Annotated in this window: 16 protein-coding genes; 6 read left to right on the forward strand and 10 right to left on the reverse strand. The window is 40.6% G+C overall.

Features of this window, described 5'->3' with window-relative positions; all coding sequences use genetic code 11:
• Positions 1-16: 16 nt before the first annotated feature.
• The 5 genes from bamA to ybeY form a co-directional block, all read right to left on the reverse strand.
• A complete protein-coding gene (gene bamA, locus ACN20O_RS04450) occupies positions 17-2,302 on the reverse strand; it encodes an outer membrane protein assembly factor BamA (RefSeq protein ID WP_491637595.1) in 2,286 nt (761 codons plus the stop codon).
• Between the two features lie 99 nt (positions 2,303-2,401).
• The gene (locus ACN20O_RS04455; RefSeq protein WP_491637597.1) at positions 2,402-3,073 is read right to left on the reverse strand and encodes an ABC transporter ATP-binding protein; all 672 of its coding nucleotides are present in this window, start codon (positions 3,071-3,073) and stop codon (positions 2,402-2,404) included.
• On the reverse strand, positions 3,070-4,272 hold the full coding sequence (locus ACN20O_RS04460) for an ABC transporter permease (RefSeq protein WP_491637599.1): 1,203 nt from the start codon (positions 4,270-4,272) through the stop codon (positions 3,070-3,072). Before ACN20O_RS04460 ends, ACN20O_RS04455 begins: the two co-directional genes overlap by 4 nt.
• A protein-coding gene (prfB, locus tag ACN20O_RS04465) for a peptide chain release factor 2 (protein ID WP_491639260.1) occupies positions 4,259-5,384 on the reverse strand; the annotation gives its coding sequence in 2 pieces (ribosomal slippage) (positions 4,259-5,311 and positions 5,313-5,384; 1,125 coding nt in all). Before prfB ends, ACN20O_RS04460 begins: the two co-directional genes overlap by 14 nt.
• A 20-nt stretch (positions 5,385-5,404) precedes the next feature.
• Positions 5,405-5,917, reverse strand: coding sequence for an rRNA maturation RNase YbeY (gene ybeY, locus ACN20O_RS04470; protein ID WP_491637601.1), 513 nt, complete (start codon positions 5,915-5,917; stop codon positions 5,405-5,407).
• 50 nt (positions 5,918-5,967) lie between these two features.
• Here ybeY and mazG point away from each other — a divergent pair, with 50 nt between their 5' ends.
• Genes mazG through ACN20O_RS04485 form a run of 3 tightly spaced genes read left to right on the forward strand, consistent with a single transcriptional unit; the run spans position 5,968 to position 8,562 of the window.
• Positions 5,968-6,783, forward strand: coding sequence for a nucleoside triphosphate pyrophosphohydrolase (gene mazG, locus ACN20O_RS04475; protein WP_102244716.1), 816 nt, complete (start codon positions 5,968-5,970; stop codon positions 6,781-6,783).
• Positions 6,764-7,405, forward strand: a complete 642-nt coding sequence (gene coaE / locus ACN20O_RS04480; protein WP_491637603.1) for a dephospho-CoA kinase — start codon at positions 6,764-6,766, stop codon at positions 7,403-7,405. The genes mazG and coaE overlap by 20 nt, the downstream gene beginning before the upstream one ends.
• Positions 7,402-8,562 carry a hypothetical protein gene (locus ACN20O_RS04485; protein WP_491637605.1) on the forward strand — a complete coding sequence of 387 codons (1,161 nt, stop codon included), beginning with the start codon at positions 7,402-7,404 and terminating at the stop codon, positions 8,560-8,562. The genes coaE and ACN20O_RS04485 overlap by 4 nt, the downstream gene beginning before the upstream one ends.
• On the opposite strand, the gene ACN20O_RS04490 is transcribed toward ACN20O_RS04485, so the two are convergent.
• Positions 8,559-9,455 (reverse strand): acyl-CoA desaturase, encoded by an 897-nt coding sequence (locus tag ACN20O_RS04490; protein ID WP_491637607.1) that lies wholly within the window; start codon positions 9,453-9,455, stop codon positions 8,559-8,561. The two genes, ACN20O_RS04485 and ACN20O_RS04490, sit on opposite strands and share 4 nt — an antisense overlap.
• 75 nt (positions 9,456-9,530) lie before the next feature.
• Here ACN20O_RS04490 and ACN20O_RS04495 point away from each other — a divergent pair, with 75 nt between their 5' ends.
• Positions 9,531-10,148, forward strand: a complete 618-nt coding sequence (locus tag ACN20O_RS04495) for a hypothetical protein (protein WP_491637609.1) — start codon at positions 9,531-9,533, stop codon at positions 10,146-10,148.
• Here ACN20O_RS04495 and ACN20O_RS04500 read toward each other — a convergent pair.
• Together ACN20O_RS04500 and ACN20O_RS04505 are read right to left on the reverse strand one after the other, a co-directional pair.
• Positions 10,127-10,768, reverse strand: a complete 642-nt coding sequence (locus ACN20O_RS04500; RefSeq protein ID WP_491637611.1) for a phosphatase PAP2 family protein — start codon at positions 10,766-10,768, stop codon at positions 10,127-10,129. The two genes, ACN20O_RS04495 and ACN20O_RS04500, sit on opposite strands and share 22 nt — an antisense overlap.
• On the reverse strand, positions 10,755-11,435 hold the full coding sequence (locus ACN20O_RS04505) for a lipoprotein N-acyltransferase Lnb domain-containing protein (RefSeq protein WP_491637613.1): 681 nt from the start codon (positions 11,433-11,435) through the stop codon (positions 10,755-10,757). Before ACN20O_RS04505 ends, ACN20O_RS04500 begins: the two co-directional genes overlap by 14 nt.
• Before the next feature lie 114 nt (positions 11,436-11,549).
• Here ACN20O_RS04505 and ACN20O_RS04510 point away from each other — a divergent pair, with 114 nt between their 5' ends.
• Positions 11,550-12,545, forward strand: a complete 996-nt coding sequence (locus ACN20O_RS04510) for a fatty acid desaturase family protein (protein WP_491637615.1) — start codon at positions 11,550-11,552, stop codon at positions 12,543-12,545.
• Here ACN20O_RS04510 and ACN20O_RS04515 read toward each other — a convergent pair.
• Positions 12,542-14,221 carry a B12-binding domain-containing radical SAM protein gene (locus ACN20O_RS04515; protein WP_491637617.1) on the reverse strand — a complete coding sequence of 560 codons (1,680 nt, stop codon included), beginning with the start codon at positions 14,219-14,221 and terminating at the stop codon, positions 12,542-12,544. The genes ACN20O_RS04510 and ACN20O_RS04515 overlap by 4 nt on opposite strands.
• A gap of 75 nt (positions 14,222-14,296) precedes the next feature.
• Here ACN20O_RS04515 and ACN20O_RS04520 point away from each other — a divergent pair, with 75 nt between their 5' ends.
• Complete coding sequence (locus tag ACN20O_RS04520) at positions 14,297-15,283, forward strand: fatty acid desaturase (RefSeq protein ID WP_491637619.1); 987 nt, start codon at positions 14,297-14,299, stop codon at positions 15,281-15,283.
• A gap of 51 nt (positions 15,284-15,334) precedes the next feature.
• Here the strand turns inward: ACN20O_RS04520 and ACN20O_RS04525 are convergent, their stop codons facing one another.
• Positions 15,335-16,810: a hypothetical protein gene (locus tag ACN20O_RS04525; protein WP_491637621.1), complete on the reverse strand. Its 1,476-nt coding sequence runs from the start codon at positions 16,808-16,810 to the stop codon at positions 15,335-15,337.
• Positions 16,811-17,001: the final 191 nt, after the last annotated feature.

The raw sequence follows: 17,001 nt of genomic DNA on the forward strand, positions 1-17,001 counted from the left end.
AATACTCCTTCATATTTTAGAATAATTGTCCTATATCAAAGTGGAATTGAGAACCTTGTTCTTTGAATTTTCCTGTTAATGGATAACCGAATTCAAAGCGCAGAACTCCGATTGGCGAGAACCATCTAAATCCAAATCCATAATCAGTATAAACCTTAACGTTTTTCAAGTCACCTGCATGCCCAGCATCAAAGAAAAGAACCCATTTTAGTCCGGCTTCTCTTGAAAGTGGATGCTGCAACTCGAAATTGGTAAACGACATGAACTGTCCACCCAGGTTGAAGTCTTGGACAACTCCATCTGTTCCTTTCATGCGTGCCGTTGGTCCGATATCTTCATATGAGTAACCGCGAAGGTTTCTCGATCCCCCAAGTGTGAACTTTTCAGTTCTTGGGATTTTTCTTGAATCAACCTGGTCGATTTTCCCCGCGTAGAAGCGCGTTCTGAAAATCAAATCACCAATAACTGGATAATAACCGCGGCCTTCAGCTTCGTTCTTTAACCATTTTTTGTCACCACCAACACCAGTGTATTCTGTTGAATAACTCAGGTAATACCCTTTTCTCGGGTCAGACCTGTCGTCGCGCTTGTCGTGTACAATAGATGTTTGGATAGAAGAGGCCAGACCATTTTCAAGTGCTTTATCAATTGTCGGGTCATCAACAGATTTAATTGTTGTGTCTTCCAATTTATATGTCACATAAAGGTTGGTAAACGTCATGATCGGGTAACCCACGCGAACGTTTAAGCCTTTTCTTCTTTCACTATATGAAGAAGATGTATCGTTATTAGAAACGAAAACCCCTCCACCAAGAAGCCATTTTGTATCTAAGAAATAAGGCTCAGTGAAATCGACACTGAAAGTGTTTGAAGACTTCGCCAGGTTTAAGCTAAAAGACAGGTTCTGCCCCATCCCTCTAAAGTTAGACTGAGTCACTGATGCCTGGAAGAATCCACCAGTTGCTGTTGAGTAACCAGCACCAAGAGAGATTTGCCCAGTGTTCTTTTCTTTTACAGAAACCTCTACATCGAGAACGTCTTCTTTATCTTTAGGAGAAACAGTGTTGAATACGATTGAATCCGGCTCGTAGAAACCTAAACGCTGAACATTTTCTCTCGATTGACGAAGAGCTGTTCCATTGAATTTCTGGCCTTCTTTAATTGTGATCTCGCGACGGATAACTTTATCGCGCGATTTTGGGTTCCCTTTAATTTTTACGCGTCCAAAGTAAGCGATCTTCCCTTTTTCGAATGAGAACTCAACGTCTACTTTATTTTCGCCCGGAACAACATTCAGGTTGCGGATTACGTTGGCAAACGCGTATCCTTCATCCTGGTACATTTCCGTTAGCATCTGAATATCTTTTCTTAGCGATTCTTCAGAGTAAGTTTCCTGCTCTTTTAGAACCATTTTCTCGTGAAGTTCATTCTCCGGGAAAAGTACTTCGCCCTGGAAAGTAATCTTATTAACAGTAAACTGAGGACCCTCAGTCATCTTCATCGTAATGAAGACCCATTTTTTATCTTCAGAGACAGTAATCTCAGGAGTTCCAATATTGATCTGAAGGTAACCTTTCATGCGATAGAAATACTTCAGGCGCTCAATATCGTTTTGAAAATTGATCTCTTTGAAATTCCCTGTTCCCGACATAAAAGAAAACAAGCTGTCTTCTTGAGTCTGAAGAATGCTCTTTAGCTCTTCGTCTTTAAAAGCAACGTTCCCAAGGAAGTTGATCTTTTTAACTTTAACTTTGTCGTATTCTTTAATGTTGAAAGTAAGCTCAGTGTTTTCATCGTTAATTTTCTTTTCCTGAAAATCAACTGAGGCCAGGAAATACCCTTTTTCTTCGTAGAATTTTAAAAGGCCCTGAACGTCACTCTTAATTGTCGTCGTATCAAGAATCGAGAAAACTTTTGATTTAACTTGTCCCTTCAGATCGTCGTCTGAAAGCCCGTCATTACCTTCGAAAGTGATTTTTGTAATGATTGGTTTTTCTTTTAGAACAAAACGAAGAACGTTTTGTCCGTTGTCGTTATCCTGATGAGCTTCAACGCTCTCAAAATATTTCATTGAATAGATTTTTTCTAAATCTTTTTTAAGTAGGTAATTGTCGAGAGTCATCCCCGGACGAGAACCAATTTTTTCTAAAACTGCTTCCTTTTCTACTTTTTTGATACCTTGAACGTCGATGCGATCAATCTTAAAAAGATCGATACGGGCGCCTAGGTCTTCGGCTGCATAAGAATGACCGATGAGTGAAAGGGTTAAAAAAAAGAATAACGAGATAAATCTCAGAGACATCAAATCTCCACTGTCCGATTAAAAAACTAAGTTATTAAAAGTAACAAGAAAAGCCGGTGGTGGAAAGTTCTTTTACTCTAAAAAGCGAGAGGGAGAAACTCATTGCGTTACAAGAACTCCATCCTTCATAAGAAGCTGATTGGAAAAGCTTTGTGCGATTTGTGGATCGTGAGTGACGACAACAAGTGTGGCCCCGAATTCACGCGCTAATGATCTCAATAGTTGGATAACCTTTTGCGAATTCTCCGAATCTAAATTTCCTGTTGGCTCGTCGCAAAGAAGTAGCTTTGGTTTTAATGACAATGCGCGAATGATATTGATTCGCTGTTGCTCTCCTCCCGAGAGTTCGTACGGGTATTTTTCCAAGCAGTGCTCAACTTGTAAAAGCTTTGCTAGCGAGATCGCTCTTTCTTTCACTTCATCCGTGTACACTCCACCAAGTCTTGCCGGCAGAAGGATGTTTTCTAAACAGTTCATTGAAGAAAGCAGAAAGTGAAACTGGAAAACAAATCCCACATAACGGTTGCGGTATAACGCCAGGTCTTCGTCGCTTAGTTCACTTAAGTTTTTCTGGTTAACAATCACCTTCCCTTCAGTCGGACGATCAAGTCCACCTAAAAGATATAGCAGTGTCGATTTTCCGGAACCAGAAGCTCCACGGATTAAATACTCTTCCCCGGCATTCATCGTCACAGTCACGTTATTTAAAGCATGAGACTTCGTATAGAATTTCTTCACGTTTTCAATTTTAATCATGATGTTTGAGCTCATACAAATTCCTGACGAAGACCTTCTAAGAGACTCTTTTTTCTTAGTTTGCGAAGAAGGTAGTATGTAATTAAAAGAATCCAGACCAAGGCCAGAGTAAAAACTAAGGCGTAGTCCTGCCACGATAAAAAGAGGTCAATTCTCGGCATGTGATAGACTTCTGCCGGAAGCTTAAAGAGTGGGACATTGAGAAGAAGAAACCTAAAGACCTGAACAAATACCATCGACAGAAGTGATGAGGCCACCCAAATAGCAAAGACAAACTTGAGCCATAAGTTATTCATCGCTTTTCTTGAAAGACCCAGGGCCTTAAATAAAAAAAGCTCTTTTGATTTTTTCTCATTGATAAAATAAATAAAGGCCAAAACGTTAAAAACAGAAATCACGACAATCAATTGCAGAATCAGGCTGATTAAAACCTTCTCCGCCTGAACAGCTTCAATTAAAGAAGAGAACTCTCTCCAATAAGGTTTAAAATAAAAATCCGGCTCAAACTTAAGTCTTAGGTCTGTGATTTTATCTTCAATTAATTTTAAATCGTTGTCCCCTACTTTGGGTGGGTGCTCTACATTAAGAGCAATGGTATTAACTTTTGAACCCAACCCTTGAATGCGTTGGATATCTTCCAGTCGCATATAAATCATGCGGGCGTCTTTTTGATAAACCCCATGAGTGATAATGCGCTCAACTTTAAAGCGCGAAAGGGCCGGCATATTTTTAAATTCAGTTCCACCTTTGCCGAAGGCCAGGACGATTTCATCCCCGATTGCAACGTGGTTGATGCGGGCAATTTCTGAACCAATAATGACTGACATAGGAGAGAGGTCAAGGGGAAGACCCACGACTTTACCATAAGAGGAATCGATCCCTTTAATTAAAACTCCACGCGACTCATCGTTAAAAACCATGAAGCTTTCAGTTTGCACTAAGGGAGAAAATTTTTTGATATCTTCTTCGTCGAGTTTTTCTTTAAGTCTATCTGTCACTAAGAAAAAACCATAGCGTGACTGCATCGTCACATCGCCGGCCGAGTTTCTCAGACCATGTCGAAGAGCGCGCTCAAATCCATCCATAATTCCGACAGTAGAAAGAATAACAGCAATAGAAAATGCCAACCCAATCCAAACTCCAATCAGGAATTTTTTGGTGGTTGGATGATCCAAAAAGAGCATCAAAAAAAGGCGAAAATTAGTGGACTTCACTCTTTGTCCCTTCTTCGACCGTCCATCTTAAAAACGCGTCGATGAAATCATCTAAGTCGCCTTCCAGGACTTTTTCCGCCTGAGAAGATTCAAAGTCTGTGCGGTGGTCTTTAACCAGCTTATAAGGGTGAAGAACGTAAGATCTGATCTGTGCTCCCCATGCGATATCTTTTTTATTGGCCTCAGCTTCTGCTTCTTTAATTCTTCTTTTTTCCATCTCTAGTTCATATAAACGAGAACGGAGTACTTTCATCGCCTGCGCTTTGTTTTGCAACTGTGATCTTTCGTTCTGACAAACAACGACGATGTTGGTTGGCAAGTGGGTAATACGAACAGCAGAGTCTGTCGTGTTTACACCCTGACCGCCCGATCCACCGGCACGGTAAACGTCGATACGTAAATCCTTATCCAGGATTTCAATTTCAATCGTGTCATCAATTTCCGCTGAAACGAAAAGTGAAGCAAACGATGTATGTCTTCTTCCTGCTGAATCAAATGGAGAGAGACGAACAAGCCTATGAACTCCGGATTCAGATTTTAAAAGACCAAAAGCGTATGGACCGGTAATTGTCACTGTCGCCGACTTGATCCCTGCAGAATCCCCTTCTTGTGTATCAAGGATTTGCACTTTGAATTTTTTTGATTCTGCCCAGCGGATAATCATACGCAGAAGCATATAGGCCCAGTCACACGACTCCGTCCCTCCGGCACCAGCGTTTACAGTTACGATAGCGTTGTTTGGGTCAAGTTCATGCGAGAGGAGAACTTTTTGTTCCGCGTGAGTGAATTCGATTAAAAAGTTTTTGTAACCTTCGATCGCTTCTACTGCTGAAGACTCATCATTTTCAGTGGTAGCAAATTCCCAAAGAACATCAAAGTCATCGTAGAGTTGTTTCAAGTGGGTGTATGTAGTGGTGACTTCTTCCAGAACTGATTTTTCTTTCTGGATTTTAGCAGCATTGGGAGCGTCATCCCAAAAACCGTCCATCGCTTCTATGCGAGAGATTTCCTCAAGGCGATTAAGCTTTTTCTCAATCTCAAAGCGACCTCCGCAGAAGATCTAATTTCTCCGCGTAGGTTTTGATGTCGAGACGTTTTTCATTGAGTTCAATTTTGATTTGTTCATTCATATTTATTTCTTTGCCTTAAGTTTTTTATAAATTTGTCCAACCAGTGCACTCTCGTGAGTTTCCATGATCTTTTCTTCTTTATCAGAAATCTCATGGTCAAAACCTAGAAGGTGTAAAAACCCGTGCACGGCCAGGTGAACCACTTCCTGCTCATAGGTTATCTCAAATTCGCGGGCCTGAGATAGGGCCTTTTCTCTACAAATGACCAAGTCCCCTAAATCCATTTGAGAAAGGTTTTTCTCGCGGGGCTTTTTGTCTGGTCGTAAGTTTTCATAAACTGGAAAAGAAAGGACATCTGTTACATAGTCTTTTTGTCGATAATCGCGGTTAAGCGTTTTGATTTTTGTTTTTCCACAAAGAGTCATAGTCATGGTCACTTCTTTGACACCTGCGAAATGAGGGTTTTTTTTAAGATTAGCGCTGAGGACAGCTTCTAAGGCAGAAATCACGTGGTCCATGCCAAGACTGTTATTTCTTTTTGACCCACTATTCTGGTAAAATATCTCAAACTTCATCAATCTTTCCTGATACCCTAAAAGGTAACAAATATTAGCAGGTGCCGCAAATGAATAAAAGCAATTTTGAGAAACTAAAAGATGTCATCGCCGACCTACGCCATCCGACTGAAGGATGCCCTTGGGACTTAAAACAAACGCACGAGTCTCTTCTAAAATATCTTCTGGAAGAGTCGTACGAATTTGTTGAAGCGGTTGAAGAAAAAGACCCGAAAAAAATGGAAGAAGAAATTGGCGACGTTCTGATGCAAGTTCTGCTTCACGCTCAAATGGGTTCAGAAAAAGGACTCTTTGATATTGAATCGGTTTCGGCACGCTTAAGTGAAAAACTTATCCGCCGTCACCCGCACGTTTTCGAAAAGAAAGACACTTCGATTTCTGCTGACCAGGTTTTAATTAACTGGGAAAAAATCAAAGCGGAAGAAAAACTTCGCGAAGAAGGTGAAAAAAATCATCACCGTATTAAGTCTTCTGTTTTAAATGCACCTCCTTTAATGTCAGCGGTAAAAATCGGTAAAAAAACAAACGATATTAAGTTCGACTGGGATGACTACACTCAAGTGGCCTACAAAGTTGAAGAAGAATGGCAGGAACTAAAAGAAGAGCTAACTCCACACCGCGAACTAAACCGCGCAGCTGTGTTTGAAGAATTAGGCGATCTTCTTTTCTCTGTGGCCCAACTGGCAAGACACCTGGATATGGACCCACACGATGCTCTTCGCAATGCCAATAAAAAATTCCTTCGTCGCTTCCACGCTATGGAAGACCTGATGGAAGCAAAAGGTGTTAAACTTGAGAATATGAACCAGGAACAAATGGACGTTTACTGGAACCAAGCTAAGGTTAATGAAAAAGCTAAAAAGTAAGTGGATTACTAAAGACCAGAGCTCTCGCCTCTACAATATCCCGGTGCCGATTGTGGCGCTGACAGGTGGTATTGCAACTGGAAAGAGCACTGTGGCCCAAATGTTCCGCGATGAAAACATCCCGGTCATTGATGCAGACAGGCTAGTCAAAGGAATTTACGGGCAGAAAGAATCTTTTGATTTTGTTTTTAAAAATTTCACTGCCGCTATCATCGATGATGCCATTCATTTTAAAACTCTAAGAGAGCTGGCCTTTAAAACCCCTGAGAATCAACTCTTGCTTGAAACCTATATTTACTCGCGTATGCCTGATGCTTTTTCGAGCGCCTATAGTGCATTTGAACCCCATGGTTTTATTGTCTATGACGTTCCTCTTTTATTTGAAAAAAAACTCAATGAGAAAACAGACCTTGCAGTCTGCACTTATGCTCCACGCTCTATTCAACTTGAGCGGCTGGTAAAACGTGATAATATCACCACTGAACTTGCGGAAAATATTCTTTCGAAACAAATGGATATTGAAGAAAAGAAAAAAAGATCTGACCTCTTCATTGAAAATACGGCAGACTTTTTGACGTTAGAGAGAAACTTTCGTCAACTCTTAACCACTCTTTGCGAATGAAAGAGTTATCCCTTAAAGATTTTTTTGCGCAGTATCCGCATATCTCACAGGCGACAGAGGCCGACAACCAGGACATCCTTGATTTCTACCACCAGACATCGCTGAGTTCGGCAGAGTCTGAAATCATCTACACCAGAGGAAATGATTTTTTTGCTTTCCTCAAAGAAAGAAGTGATTCATCCATCATCATCTTATTAAAAGATGACCAGGGTATGATTTACGGCATGGGTGTTATCACCTACCGCCCGGGTTATATCAATGGAGAATTGCAGACCGTTGGATACCTGGGAGACTTGCGTATCAAGATGAACCGCAAGCTCATCCGTGAGTGGCGCCTGATGTACGCGAACCTCATCAAACTCTCTCCACAGATCAAAGAAATGCATCACTGCCGTTTTTACCAGACGGTCTTGATTGATGAAAATAAAGAATCTAAAAACAACCTGGCCGAAACCAAAATTGCTAACCTCTATTATCAGCAGCTGCAAAAATACAAAATGGTCAATGTCATTGGCCGAGTGAAATTAAGAACGTCTTCAACCTATGTCCGCATAGCAACCAATGAAGATAAACAACTTGTTGTTAATTTTCTTTCACTCAATAATCCCAAAGATCTTTTTTCCCATGACTGGGAAAAAGAACTGGATCACCGTTTAAGAAAATGGAACGATTTCTCAATGGAGAACTTGCTTTTATCTTTTAATAAAAGTGGCGAACTCCTGGCGCTGGCGATGGTATGGAACCCAATTAAAACAAAACAGATTCGCATCACTAAAATCCCAGAGGCACTTAAATTGATTCATGCCATGGGAAACAATATTCCCTTCTTTGAATTTAAGAAATTCCCAAAAGAAAACACGCCGCTGGATATTCTTTATCTTTCTCAAGTTGTTTATGAAAAAAATCTCGCAAAGAGTGATCGACAAAAAATCCTTCACGACTTTATCCACCTGGCCTTTGAAAAAGATTTTCACATGCTCGCCTACGCTGACTTTGAGAATGAAGATTATCTGGAAAAGACCCTCTCCCTTTTTATGCAGAAAATGCCAATGGCCGTTTTTAGCGTTCATAACAAAGATGATCACGGGCAAATTCAAGACCCACTTCATTGGGACTCAACAAGGCCGACAGTCAGTTTTGATATGTGCTTGGTTTAAGACTTGTGTGCGTCTTTAATATCTGAAACCCATCCCAGTTTTTCAAAACCTTTGAGCACCCAGAAATGCGGGTCTATATCAATGCTCTTTTGAGCATTATTAGCACTGGTTTGTGAGCCATGGTGGTTGTTGTGCCATGCTTCGCCAAGAATAAAAGGAAACAACAATGGATTGTTAGTGCTCTGGTCGCTTGTTTCATTTCTTCTATAACCAATACCGCGGTGGCAGCCCCATGAATTAATCAAGAAGACAGCATTGTGTAAAAGCATGACTCTAAAAAGCCCGCCCCAGAAAACCCCACGAAGGATATTATCTACTGAAAACTCTCCGAGCATCGCCGCTTCGATAAAACCCGGAATGATAAGAAATGAAATCCCAATCAACATGTGAAAGCGATGCCATCTAACCAGTCTTTCGCTGTGATAAAGATCCTGAGTGTATTTTTTAATAATACCTAAAGTGTCCAATCCAAAAATCCACATAACGTGTGCGTGCCAGAAACCCTCCCAAAAACTCAATGGCCTTCCCTCTTTAAAATAAGGAGAATGAGGATCATCACCTTTGTCGCTATGATGGTGGTGTTTTCTATGAACTGCCGCCCAACAAATGGCCGGAGTTTGAAAAGCGACTGCAGATGAGAAGAAAAGAAGGAATTCAAAAAAAGGCGTTGCTTTAAATGACTTGTGAGAAAAGTAGCGGTGATTTCCAACTGAAACTCCAAAAAGGGCCACTTGGTAAAAAACGAAGAAAATAAAGAAGTCCTGCCAGACAAATGGAAGTCTCCAAATATAGATGCCAAGAGCGATACAAAGAGCAAAAGGAAGCATGATCGCAAAAAAGAAGCGAGGTTTAATTCCTAAAAGTTTGTCTTTTTGTTCTACTGTTAACGACATCAGAAAAATTTTATCATAGACCCCTATCTTTTTACACCTGTTGTAGCTTAACATTGACACAAACAAGAGGTTTTTATGTTAACAAAAGTCCTGCTGGTCATATGGCCGCTTTTAGTGAGCGCATGTGCCTATCTTTACAAGAAAAAACAAAATGGTCCGAATCCAATGACTGGTGGGCTTATTTCAAAACCCAAAGCATTCTGGCTTGCCTACACTGTGACGACGTGGTTTTTTCTGCCCTTTCTTTTTATCTTTAGCCCGGATGTTATCGTCCCGATTAAATATGTTATCGCTTTCCACCTTTTAAGCTGGTGGGCACGCGGGCCTTTAGAATTGGTGATGATTTACAAATGGTTTAACTGGACTCCGCGCTACGGAATCAGCCACGACATCTTCCATATTGTAGGGCTTGTCTCTCTCTACTATATCAACCGCGAAAACTTCATAAACCTAACGCCCATGAGTAACATGGCCCTGGCATTTATCTTTGTTACAACCTTAGCGACTGTGGCCGAAATCTCATTTGCTTATTTATTTCTTAAAGCAAGAAGTGAAGCAGAAGAAAAAGACAACATCTACTTTGCCTCAGATGACCCGAAGTGGATTTTCATCAACAGATTGACATTAACTGTTGTCTGCGGAGTGATGGCCCACCTGATTTGCCAGGCGGTTTACGCTCTCTTAGTGTTGTGAATTTTTTCGTAGACTAATTTATAAATCACCAGCGCCAGGATAAATCCTGTCACAATATCAAAAAGATGGTGCTGGTGAACAAAAACGACAGAAGCTGAAATTAAAACCAACCACACCCACATAAAAGCATGAAAGATTTTATTCGTCGTTTGCTCGATCATAGCGAAAATCGCTAGAGTTGAGTATGTAACGTGAAGGCTAGGAAACAAGTTATGTGGATGATCAATTGAAAACATAAAATCAAAATACTGCTCGTACCCTGGAACTGTTTCGCGTACAAATCCTAGTTGCCCAGGGAAGAAGTAGAAAACAAAACCAGCAACGATCGCTCCCACAATCAGTGAAGTGCAAAATCCTTTAACTGATGAGACCTCTTTTAAAACAAAGGCCGCCACCACAAATAGCAGGTTTAAAGAAATGTATGGGTAAATCATCCATGGGATAAGAGGAATTGAAAGCTCCCATTGAGTATACATTGAGTATCTAACCGGGTTAAGCGCAGCCTGTTGATTACACCATCCATAAATAACAGCGAAAGCAATTGTTGAAAGAGTGACATAAAGGCAGATGACTTTAAATCTTTCAAGGTCCGGCATCGTGGCGATTTTATCTCTGCTCATAATCAATCAATCCTTCTTGAGCGTATTGTCTTGGAACATATTTCGGCCAGTAACCATAAAGGCCCATTCTTGGTAAAAGTTTTGCTTCCACTAAAAGTTTCGTCATCAGGCTTACGCAGTTATTATAAAAAAATGAATAGCCCCCTGGAAGTGTAGGGTCTTTAATCCAGTTTCTTAATGTCATTAAAAGGAGTTGTTCTTTTTCTTTGGTCGCATGGATTGGGTGAAAGAAAATCGTTCGTCCCTCTCCTTGAATGTACTCCGTTTTGTACTGGGCCACTGTTCCGATTTTTGGCATAACCACGTAACCACCAGTAGAAGCTTTCCAGTCATCAACTGGAAAATCATTAAAGTCTGCAAGAAAACTAAGAATCAAATCCTGGTCTGGGTCTGCCCCGCCCGATCCTGCAAAACGCAGCATCATGTGCCCCCAAAGACTGAAGTATCTTTTTCCCGGGGCCACTTCGACTAACTCTAAATGATCAAAATGAAAGTTGGGGCTAAGAATCGCTTCCTGATGAAGACGATTGATCGCCAACTCATGCTCGTGCTGGGATCTCCATGCAAAATACGCATCGGATTTGCGATCCTGAGTCGGGCCCTTGATCATTAACCCCACCATTAGGATTAGGGCACCGAACAAGGTGATTTTTAGCAGTTTTTTCATGCTTTAATCTTACTCAAAAATGGACAAAAGTGGCGATCTTTTTAAGAGGGAAATGCTAGAGAGCGAACTTTTCCTCGGTTGACGTTACCCCCTCTTAAATGTGAGAATAATTCCATGAAAAAGACGTTAATGTACAATAACAAAAATATTTCCATTCCAGCGAATTTGAATATTTTTTTAGCAGTTGGCTCAATTGCACTATTGATGTTCCTACTCTACACCTGTGCTCACACGGATAACTGGTGGCTTAAGATCGCTTGCGTAATGCTATTTGCTTACACAGGCAATACGACTTTTTCACTTCTTCACGAAGCAGTTCACTCAAATTTTCACTATAATCGTAAAATCAATTACATCTTTGGAAATATCACGGCGGCCATGTTCCCGACGGCCTACTCTTTCCAAAAGAGATGTCACTTGAATCACCACCGCAACAATCGTACTCAATATGAACTTTTTGAAATGTACGACGACCGAGACAACAAGCTGGTAAAAAACATTACTCTTTACGGTGTATTAACTGGAGTCTATTGGGCCGTTCCTTTTATTGGTTCAATCTGGTTATTAGTAAACCCAAACAGTCTACTTTCTTCACGTTTTTCTGGTAAAGATAACTATGAAGTCGGAAGAATGGGTGGAGCAAGTATGCTTCGCAGTTTTGAAAACCTTTCAAACAGAGAAATCACTCGCATGAGAGTGGAAGTGCTCTTCACACTTGCTGTTCAGTTCGGACTATTCTTTTTACTAGGACTGGACCTGACGACCTACTTCATGTGTTACTTTGCTTTTGGTTTTACCTGGTCAGCTCTTCAATACGCCGACCACGCTTACAGTGTTCGCGATATTAGAAACGGGGCCTGGAACCTAAAAGTTCACCCGATTACAAAAGCTTTCTTTTTAAATTACCACGACCACCTTGCTCACCACCAACACCCGAACGTTCCATGGATTCACCTACCAAAATTTGTGGACCCAAATGTAGAAAAACCAGCATTCCTGGCCATTTATTTAAGAATGTGGAAAGGCCTGGTGAAGTTGGATCAAAACGAACCAGCTCCTATCGACGCTGAACTCGACAACTTAATTGAAAGAGAAAATTTCACAAACTAAGCAAGCTGCTTATCAGGAGTCGCTGTTGTAGTGACCTTAAGTTTATTGATGTCTCTTTGGATTCTCTTTTCAATAAAACTCACAACTAGTTTAAAGAACTTTGGAAGCGTTTGAAAACGCTCCACTGATGCCGCCTGGAAGTCTAAAAGAGCTTCGCGGTTTTCTGGTTTATACCCCAGCATTCCTGAATAGAAGGCAAAGGCATTAAGCGAATGTTTTTCTCTCATTAATCTCAACTGAAGCTTTCTCACATTCTTTCCAACTTCACTGGCACTCATGGTTGCATGCTCCCAATAAGGTGAAACAGAAAAAACATTCTCATCAATCCAGATACCAAACTTCTTTCTATTTTCATCTGAAAGAATCGGAACACCGGACGCGCGCGTACTGAAAGTTGCTACAAAGAAAAAGTCTGGCTTCGTTTTTTTAATCAGCTTATACGTCTCTTCGATTGTGCTCTCCGTTTCTCCAGGGAAACCGACAATTAATGAGACAACGGATGTGATGCCGTATTTGCGGCAATTCTCTACAGCTTTAATATTTTCTTCCAACGTACAGTGCTTTTTCATATTGTCTAAAATCTGAGGGCTCCCCGATTCTAAACCGATCTGCACTTGAAGAATATTGGCCGCTTTCATCGCTTTACAAACTTCTTCATCCGCTAAGTCTTCAGCTCTGGCATAACAAACCCAACGGCTCTTAAGCCCGCGCTTTTGAATTTCTTCACAAAGTTCAAAAAGCCTTTTTCTTGGCATAGTAAAGAGTGAGTCGAGACAATTGATAATCTTGGGACCCATATTTTTTTCATAAGTCTCCCAGTCGTTAACAATTTTTTGGGCCGAACGATAACGGAAGCTGTTCTCATTAAAAAGAAATGGGTAATTACAAAATGAACAACGGTATGGGCATCCACGCACGCTTTCATAATGAATAACGGGGAATGTTTTTTGGTGATATGTCTCTGCGAGTTTCCAGTCTGCCGCTGGAAACATATCGAGATTGCTTGATTCCGGATGACCACTGTAAAGGACTTGAATGTTATTGAGCTTCTCAATCTTACTTCCACTCGCTGTCGGATGTGGTTTTAATTCTTTAAAATCCGTTTTAATCCACTCACAAAGAATTGGAACAAGATACTCCCCATGGCCTATTGCAACCACTTCAACATTGTTCATGTATTTAATATTTTCTTTTAAAAGCTGAGTTAAAGGTCCTCCAACGACCAGATGATTTTCAGGAGTCTTGAGTAAATTGAGAATCGGAAACATCTCACTTAAATCGCGCAGAAGTGTCGTTGAAATAAAAACACAATCACACTCTTTTAAGAGTCTTTCACGGAGTTTTTTATTGGAAAAAAGATCGTTCACCGAAGCCACTTCAAAATCCATTGACTCTTGTTTTAAAAGAGTAGCAATTAGTGTTTCAGTTAATTCTGGTGTGGAATTTAAATCATTGAACTTAAAAAAATCCAAAACTCTTTCATCTTTCGTTTTTTTCACTGAACTTTGCACATACACGATCGGCTCAATAGACGTAACCTTCACCATGGCCTCAAGCCATGAGAACTTCGAAAATTGCCACTGGAGAACCTGTCTTTTTAAGACTTCAAAAAAACTTCCTTCTTTTCCCGAAAGAAAGCCTCCAGTAACCACCAATACTTTATGTTGTGAAAGCAAAAAACACCCTTGGTAAGAGATGTCGAATCTTTGAATATAGTATCAGAAATCGAGAAAATTCTGTATGCTTTATAAATGGAAAGAACGCTTCAATCATTCAAGCGACAAGATGTTCCCAGCGAACTTCTTTTGGGTCCCAGTATTTCAAGGCTTTATTTGGACTTGCTCTGCGACTGGATCGTGGTTATTGCCGCTTGCTATCTGATGTATAATACCAGTGCCTATTTGTATCCCATTTGGGCGATCATTATTGCCGGACGCCTGCATGCTTTTGGTGTGATTCTTCACGACGTCTGCCATATGAATTTGCACAACAAAACAATCCATATGAGGATCCTGGAAATCTTTTCAGGATACATCATTGGGAAAAGTGCTAATGCCATGGCCTACCACCATATCCGCCATCATCGCGACACGCTTAAAGATAACGACCCTTATTACAACATTAACAAAAAGTGTATCGGCGTCGTGCGCTTCTGGCTCACAATGAAAAAGGGACTCTTCTTTGTTCCTTTCTGGATCGCGAGAACTTTTTTTGCTCCTTTTGCTCTAGTCTTCCCAAAGCTGCGCAATCCTTACGGGCGCATCTTCTTACAAGATGTTTCGGGAAAAGACCTTTCTAAAGACAGGGAAATTTTAACTTGTATTTACGAAGACCTTCCGATCATGGCCTTCCACTGCGCTCTTTATTACCTGGCCTTGACTCGCTTTGAATTTTTAATTTATTGTTACTACCTGGTCATCCCTGCTGGTGGCGTTTTCTGTATCTACCGCCTTTTGATTGAACACGAATACAATATTGTTCAGGATCGCTCAGTTTACACCATGATTGAGTCGACCTTTGATCACCATATGAATTTCTTTGAAAGGTTCTTTATAGGGCCACATAATATCGGCTACCACTGCCTGCACCATATCCATCCCCACGTCGGGCTTCACAACCTGCCAAAGCTGAGACAATGGTATTTAGATAATTCAAAACAGTACCAAGAAAAGTATCTCAACCCTGTTAAGCTAACCTGGAGACAGGATCTGTTTAGTGGGATTCATCAAGAAAAATAAAAAAGAGTACAAATAAAAAAGGCCCGGTTTCCCGGGCTTTTTTGTTATTTATTATCTGATTGCTAGCCAGTTACCTTGGATGTGATTTAACACTCTCACTGTACGGTAAACATCGTCGTTAGCTTTGATTGATGGGAAATACGCTTCGTATTGTTTTACATCCCATCCTGTTGCACTTCCTTCCAGGTAGTTTCTGTAAGTCAGAGTCTTTTTTGTTCCGTTTGCCAGAGTCACTTCACGAGTGGCCTTCGGGTTTTTATCAAATTGAGTTGGCAGGAACACTTTTAAATCTTTTGGTGGGTTTGTGAAAAGCTTCGCGTAATTAAACTGAACGACTTCTCCCGTTACCGCAGATCTTAGAGTCTCTGTTTCTTTCGACATAACAACGCGGTTAAGAATGCGAAGGTTCTCTTCGATCTCATCGCGGTTAACACTGATGTAGTTTGTGTTGAAAGCATATAGATTTTCATCTTTTCTTTCACTTGATGAAAGCTCCCACGCCATGCTTAGACGCTTAAGTGATTTCTGACTAGCTTTGTAAGCGTAGTCCATCCACTTCGCTCCGTCCGGCATTAGAGTACCAGTTGAAGCAAAAGCAGGTTTTCTCATCACTTTTGAAATCTTTTCTGCAGAAACACCATCGATTCTGTTGAATAGACCAAATCCATCAAATCCATAAAGGAATCCGATTTCTTTATATAGAGCAACCGTGTTTTGAACACTGTAAGCTCTCATTGTCGCCATTGCCGTGATTGCACTGTAGCTTGCTGAAAGTGCCAGGTTCTTTTCGAATTCACCAATAAGTTTAAAACGGTTTATTCCATCAGCAAATGACTGAGAACCAAAAACCATTTTCTGGTCCCAAACAATTGGCTCAACCAAACTTAGTTTTTCAAGTCTTTGTGCTGCTGTATTAACGAGTGGAAGAAGTTCGTTAACAACCCATAGTTGAACGTCTGCTTCTTCTTTAAATCCTTCTACCATTGTTCCTTTTGAATCAACATATGGAGAAGAAACATACTCATATCCTGCTTGAACATGTTCGTATGGAAGGAACACTTTCACTCTTGTGGCCATAGACTTTGCAGTCGTTATGATTTGAGAGTGAACGTAGTTTGATTTTCCATCAAACAGTGGCTTTAAACGGTAGAAGAATCCTCTGAAAGCTTTTGTTGGCATTACTTGTGTAATGTAGAACTTTACGTCAGTTGGATAAGACTCGTAATTCTTATCAAGTTCATCTAAGAAAGCTTCCATTGCTTCAGAAGTTTTAATTCCATGAAGACGTGTCTGAATCGCTTTTAATTCTTTCGACATCATTGAATCATCAATCATTGAAGAGTTCGCTGGCCTTCTCTTCTTTTCAGATGATTTCATTTTTACTGCCGCATCTTCCTCACTCCATGCCTGGAAAGTGAATTTTTCAGGTGTAAAAGGTGAGTTTTTTACGATGTCACCATTCGTTTTGGCAAAAAGTGATGTAGCCTGGCACATGCTCAGAGCTAAAACTAAAATACGTATAGACATTGACCGCCTCCTCTATGAAAATCAGTAAATATCATAACGTAAATGTATATTATTTTAAATAGACAATCTTGGAATGACTGAGCAAAACCATCAGCTAAATAAATCACTTTGGCGCTATAAATTACTACGCCTCTTGCATTATTACTTATATAGGACTCATTGCGCGTTTATAAGGTACAAAAAGCTGGTGT

It is taken from the genome of Bacteriovorax sp. As-1, from assembly GCF_058446905.1.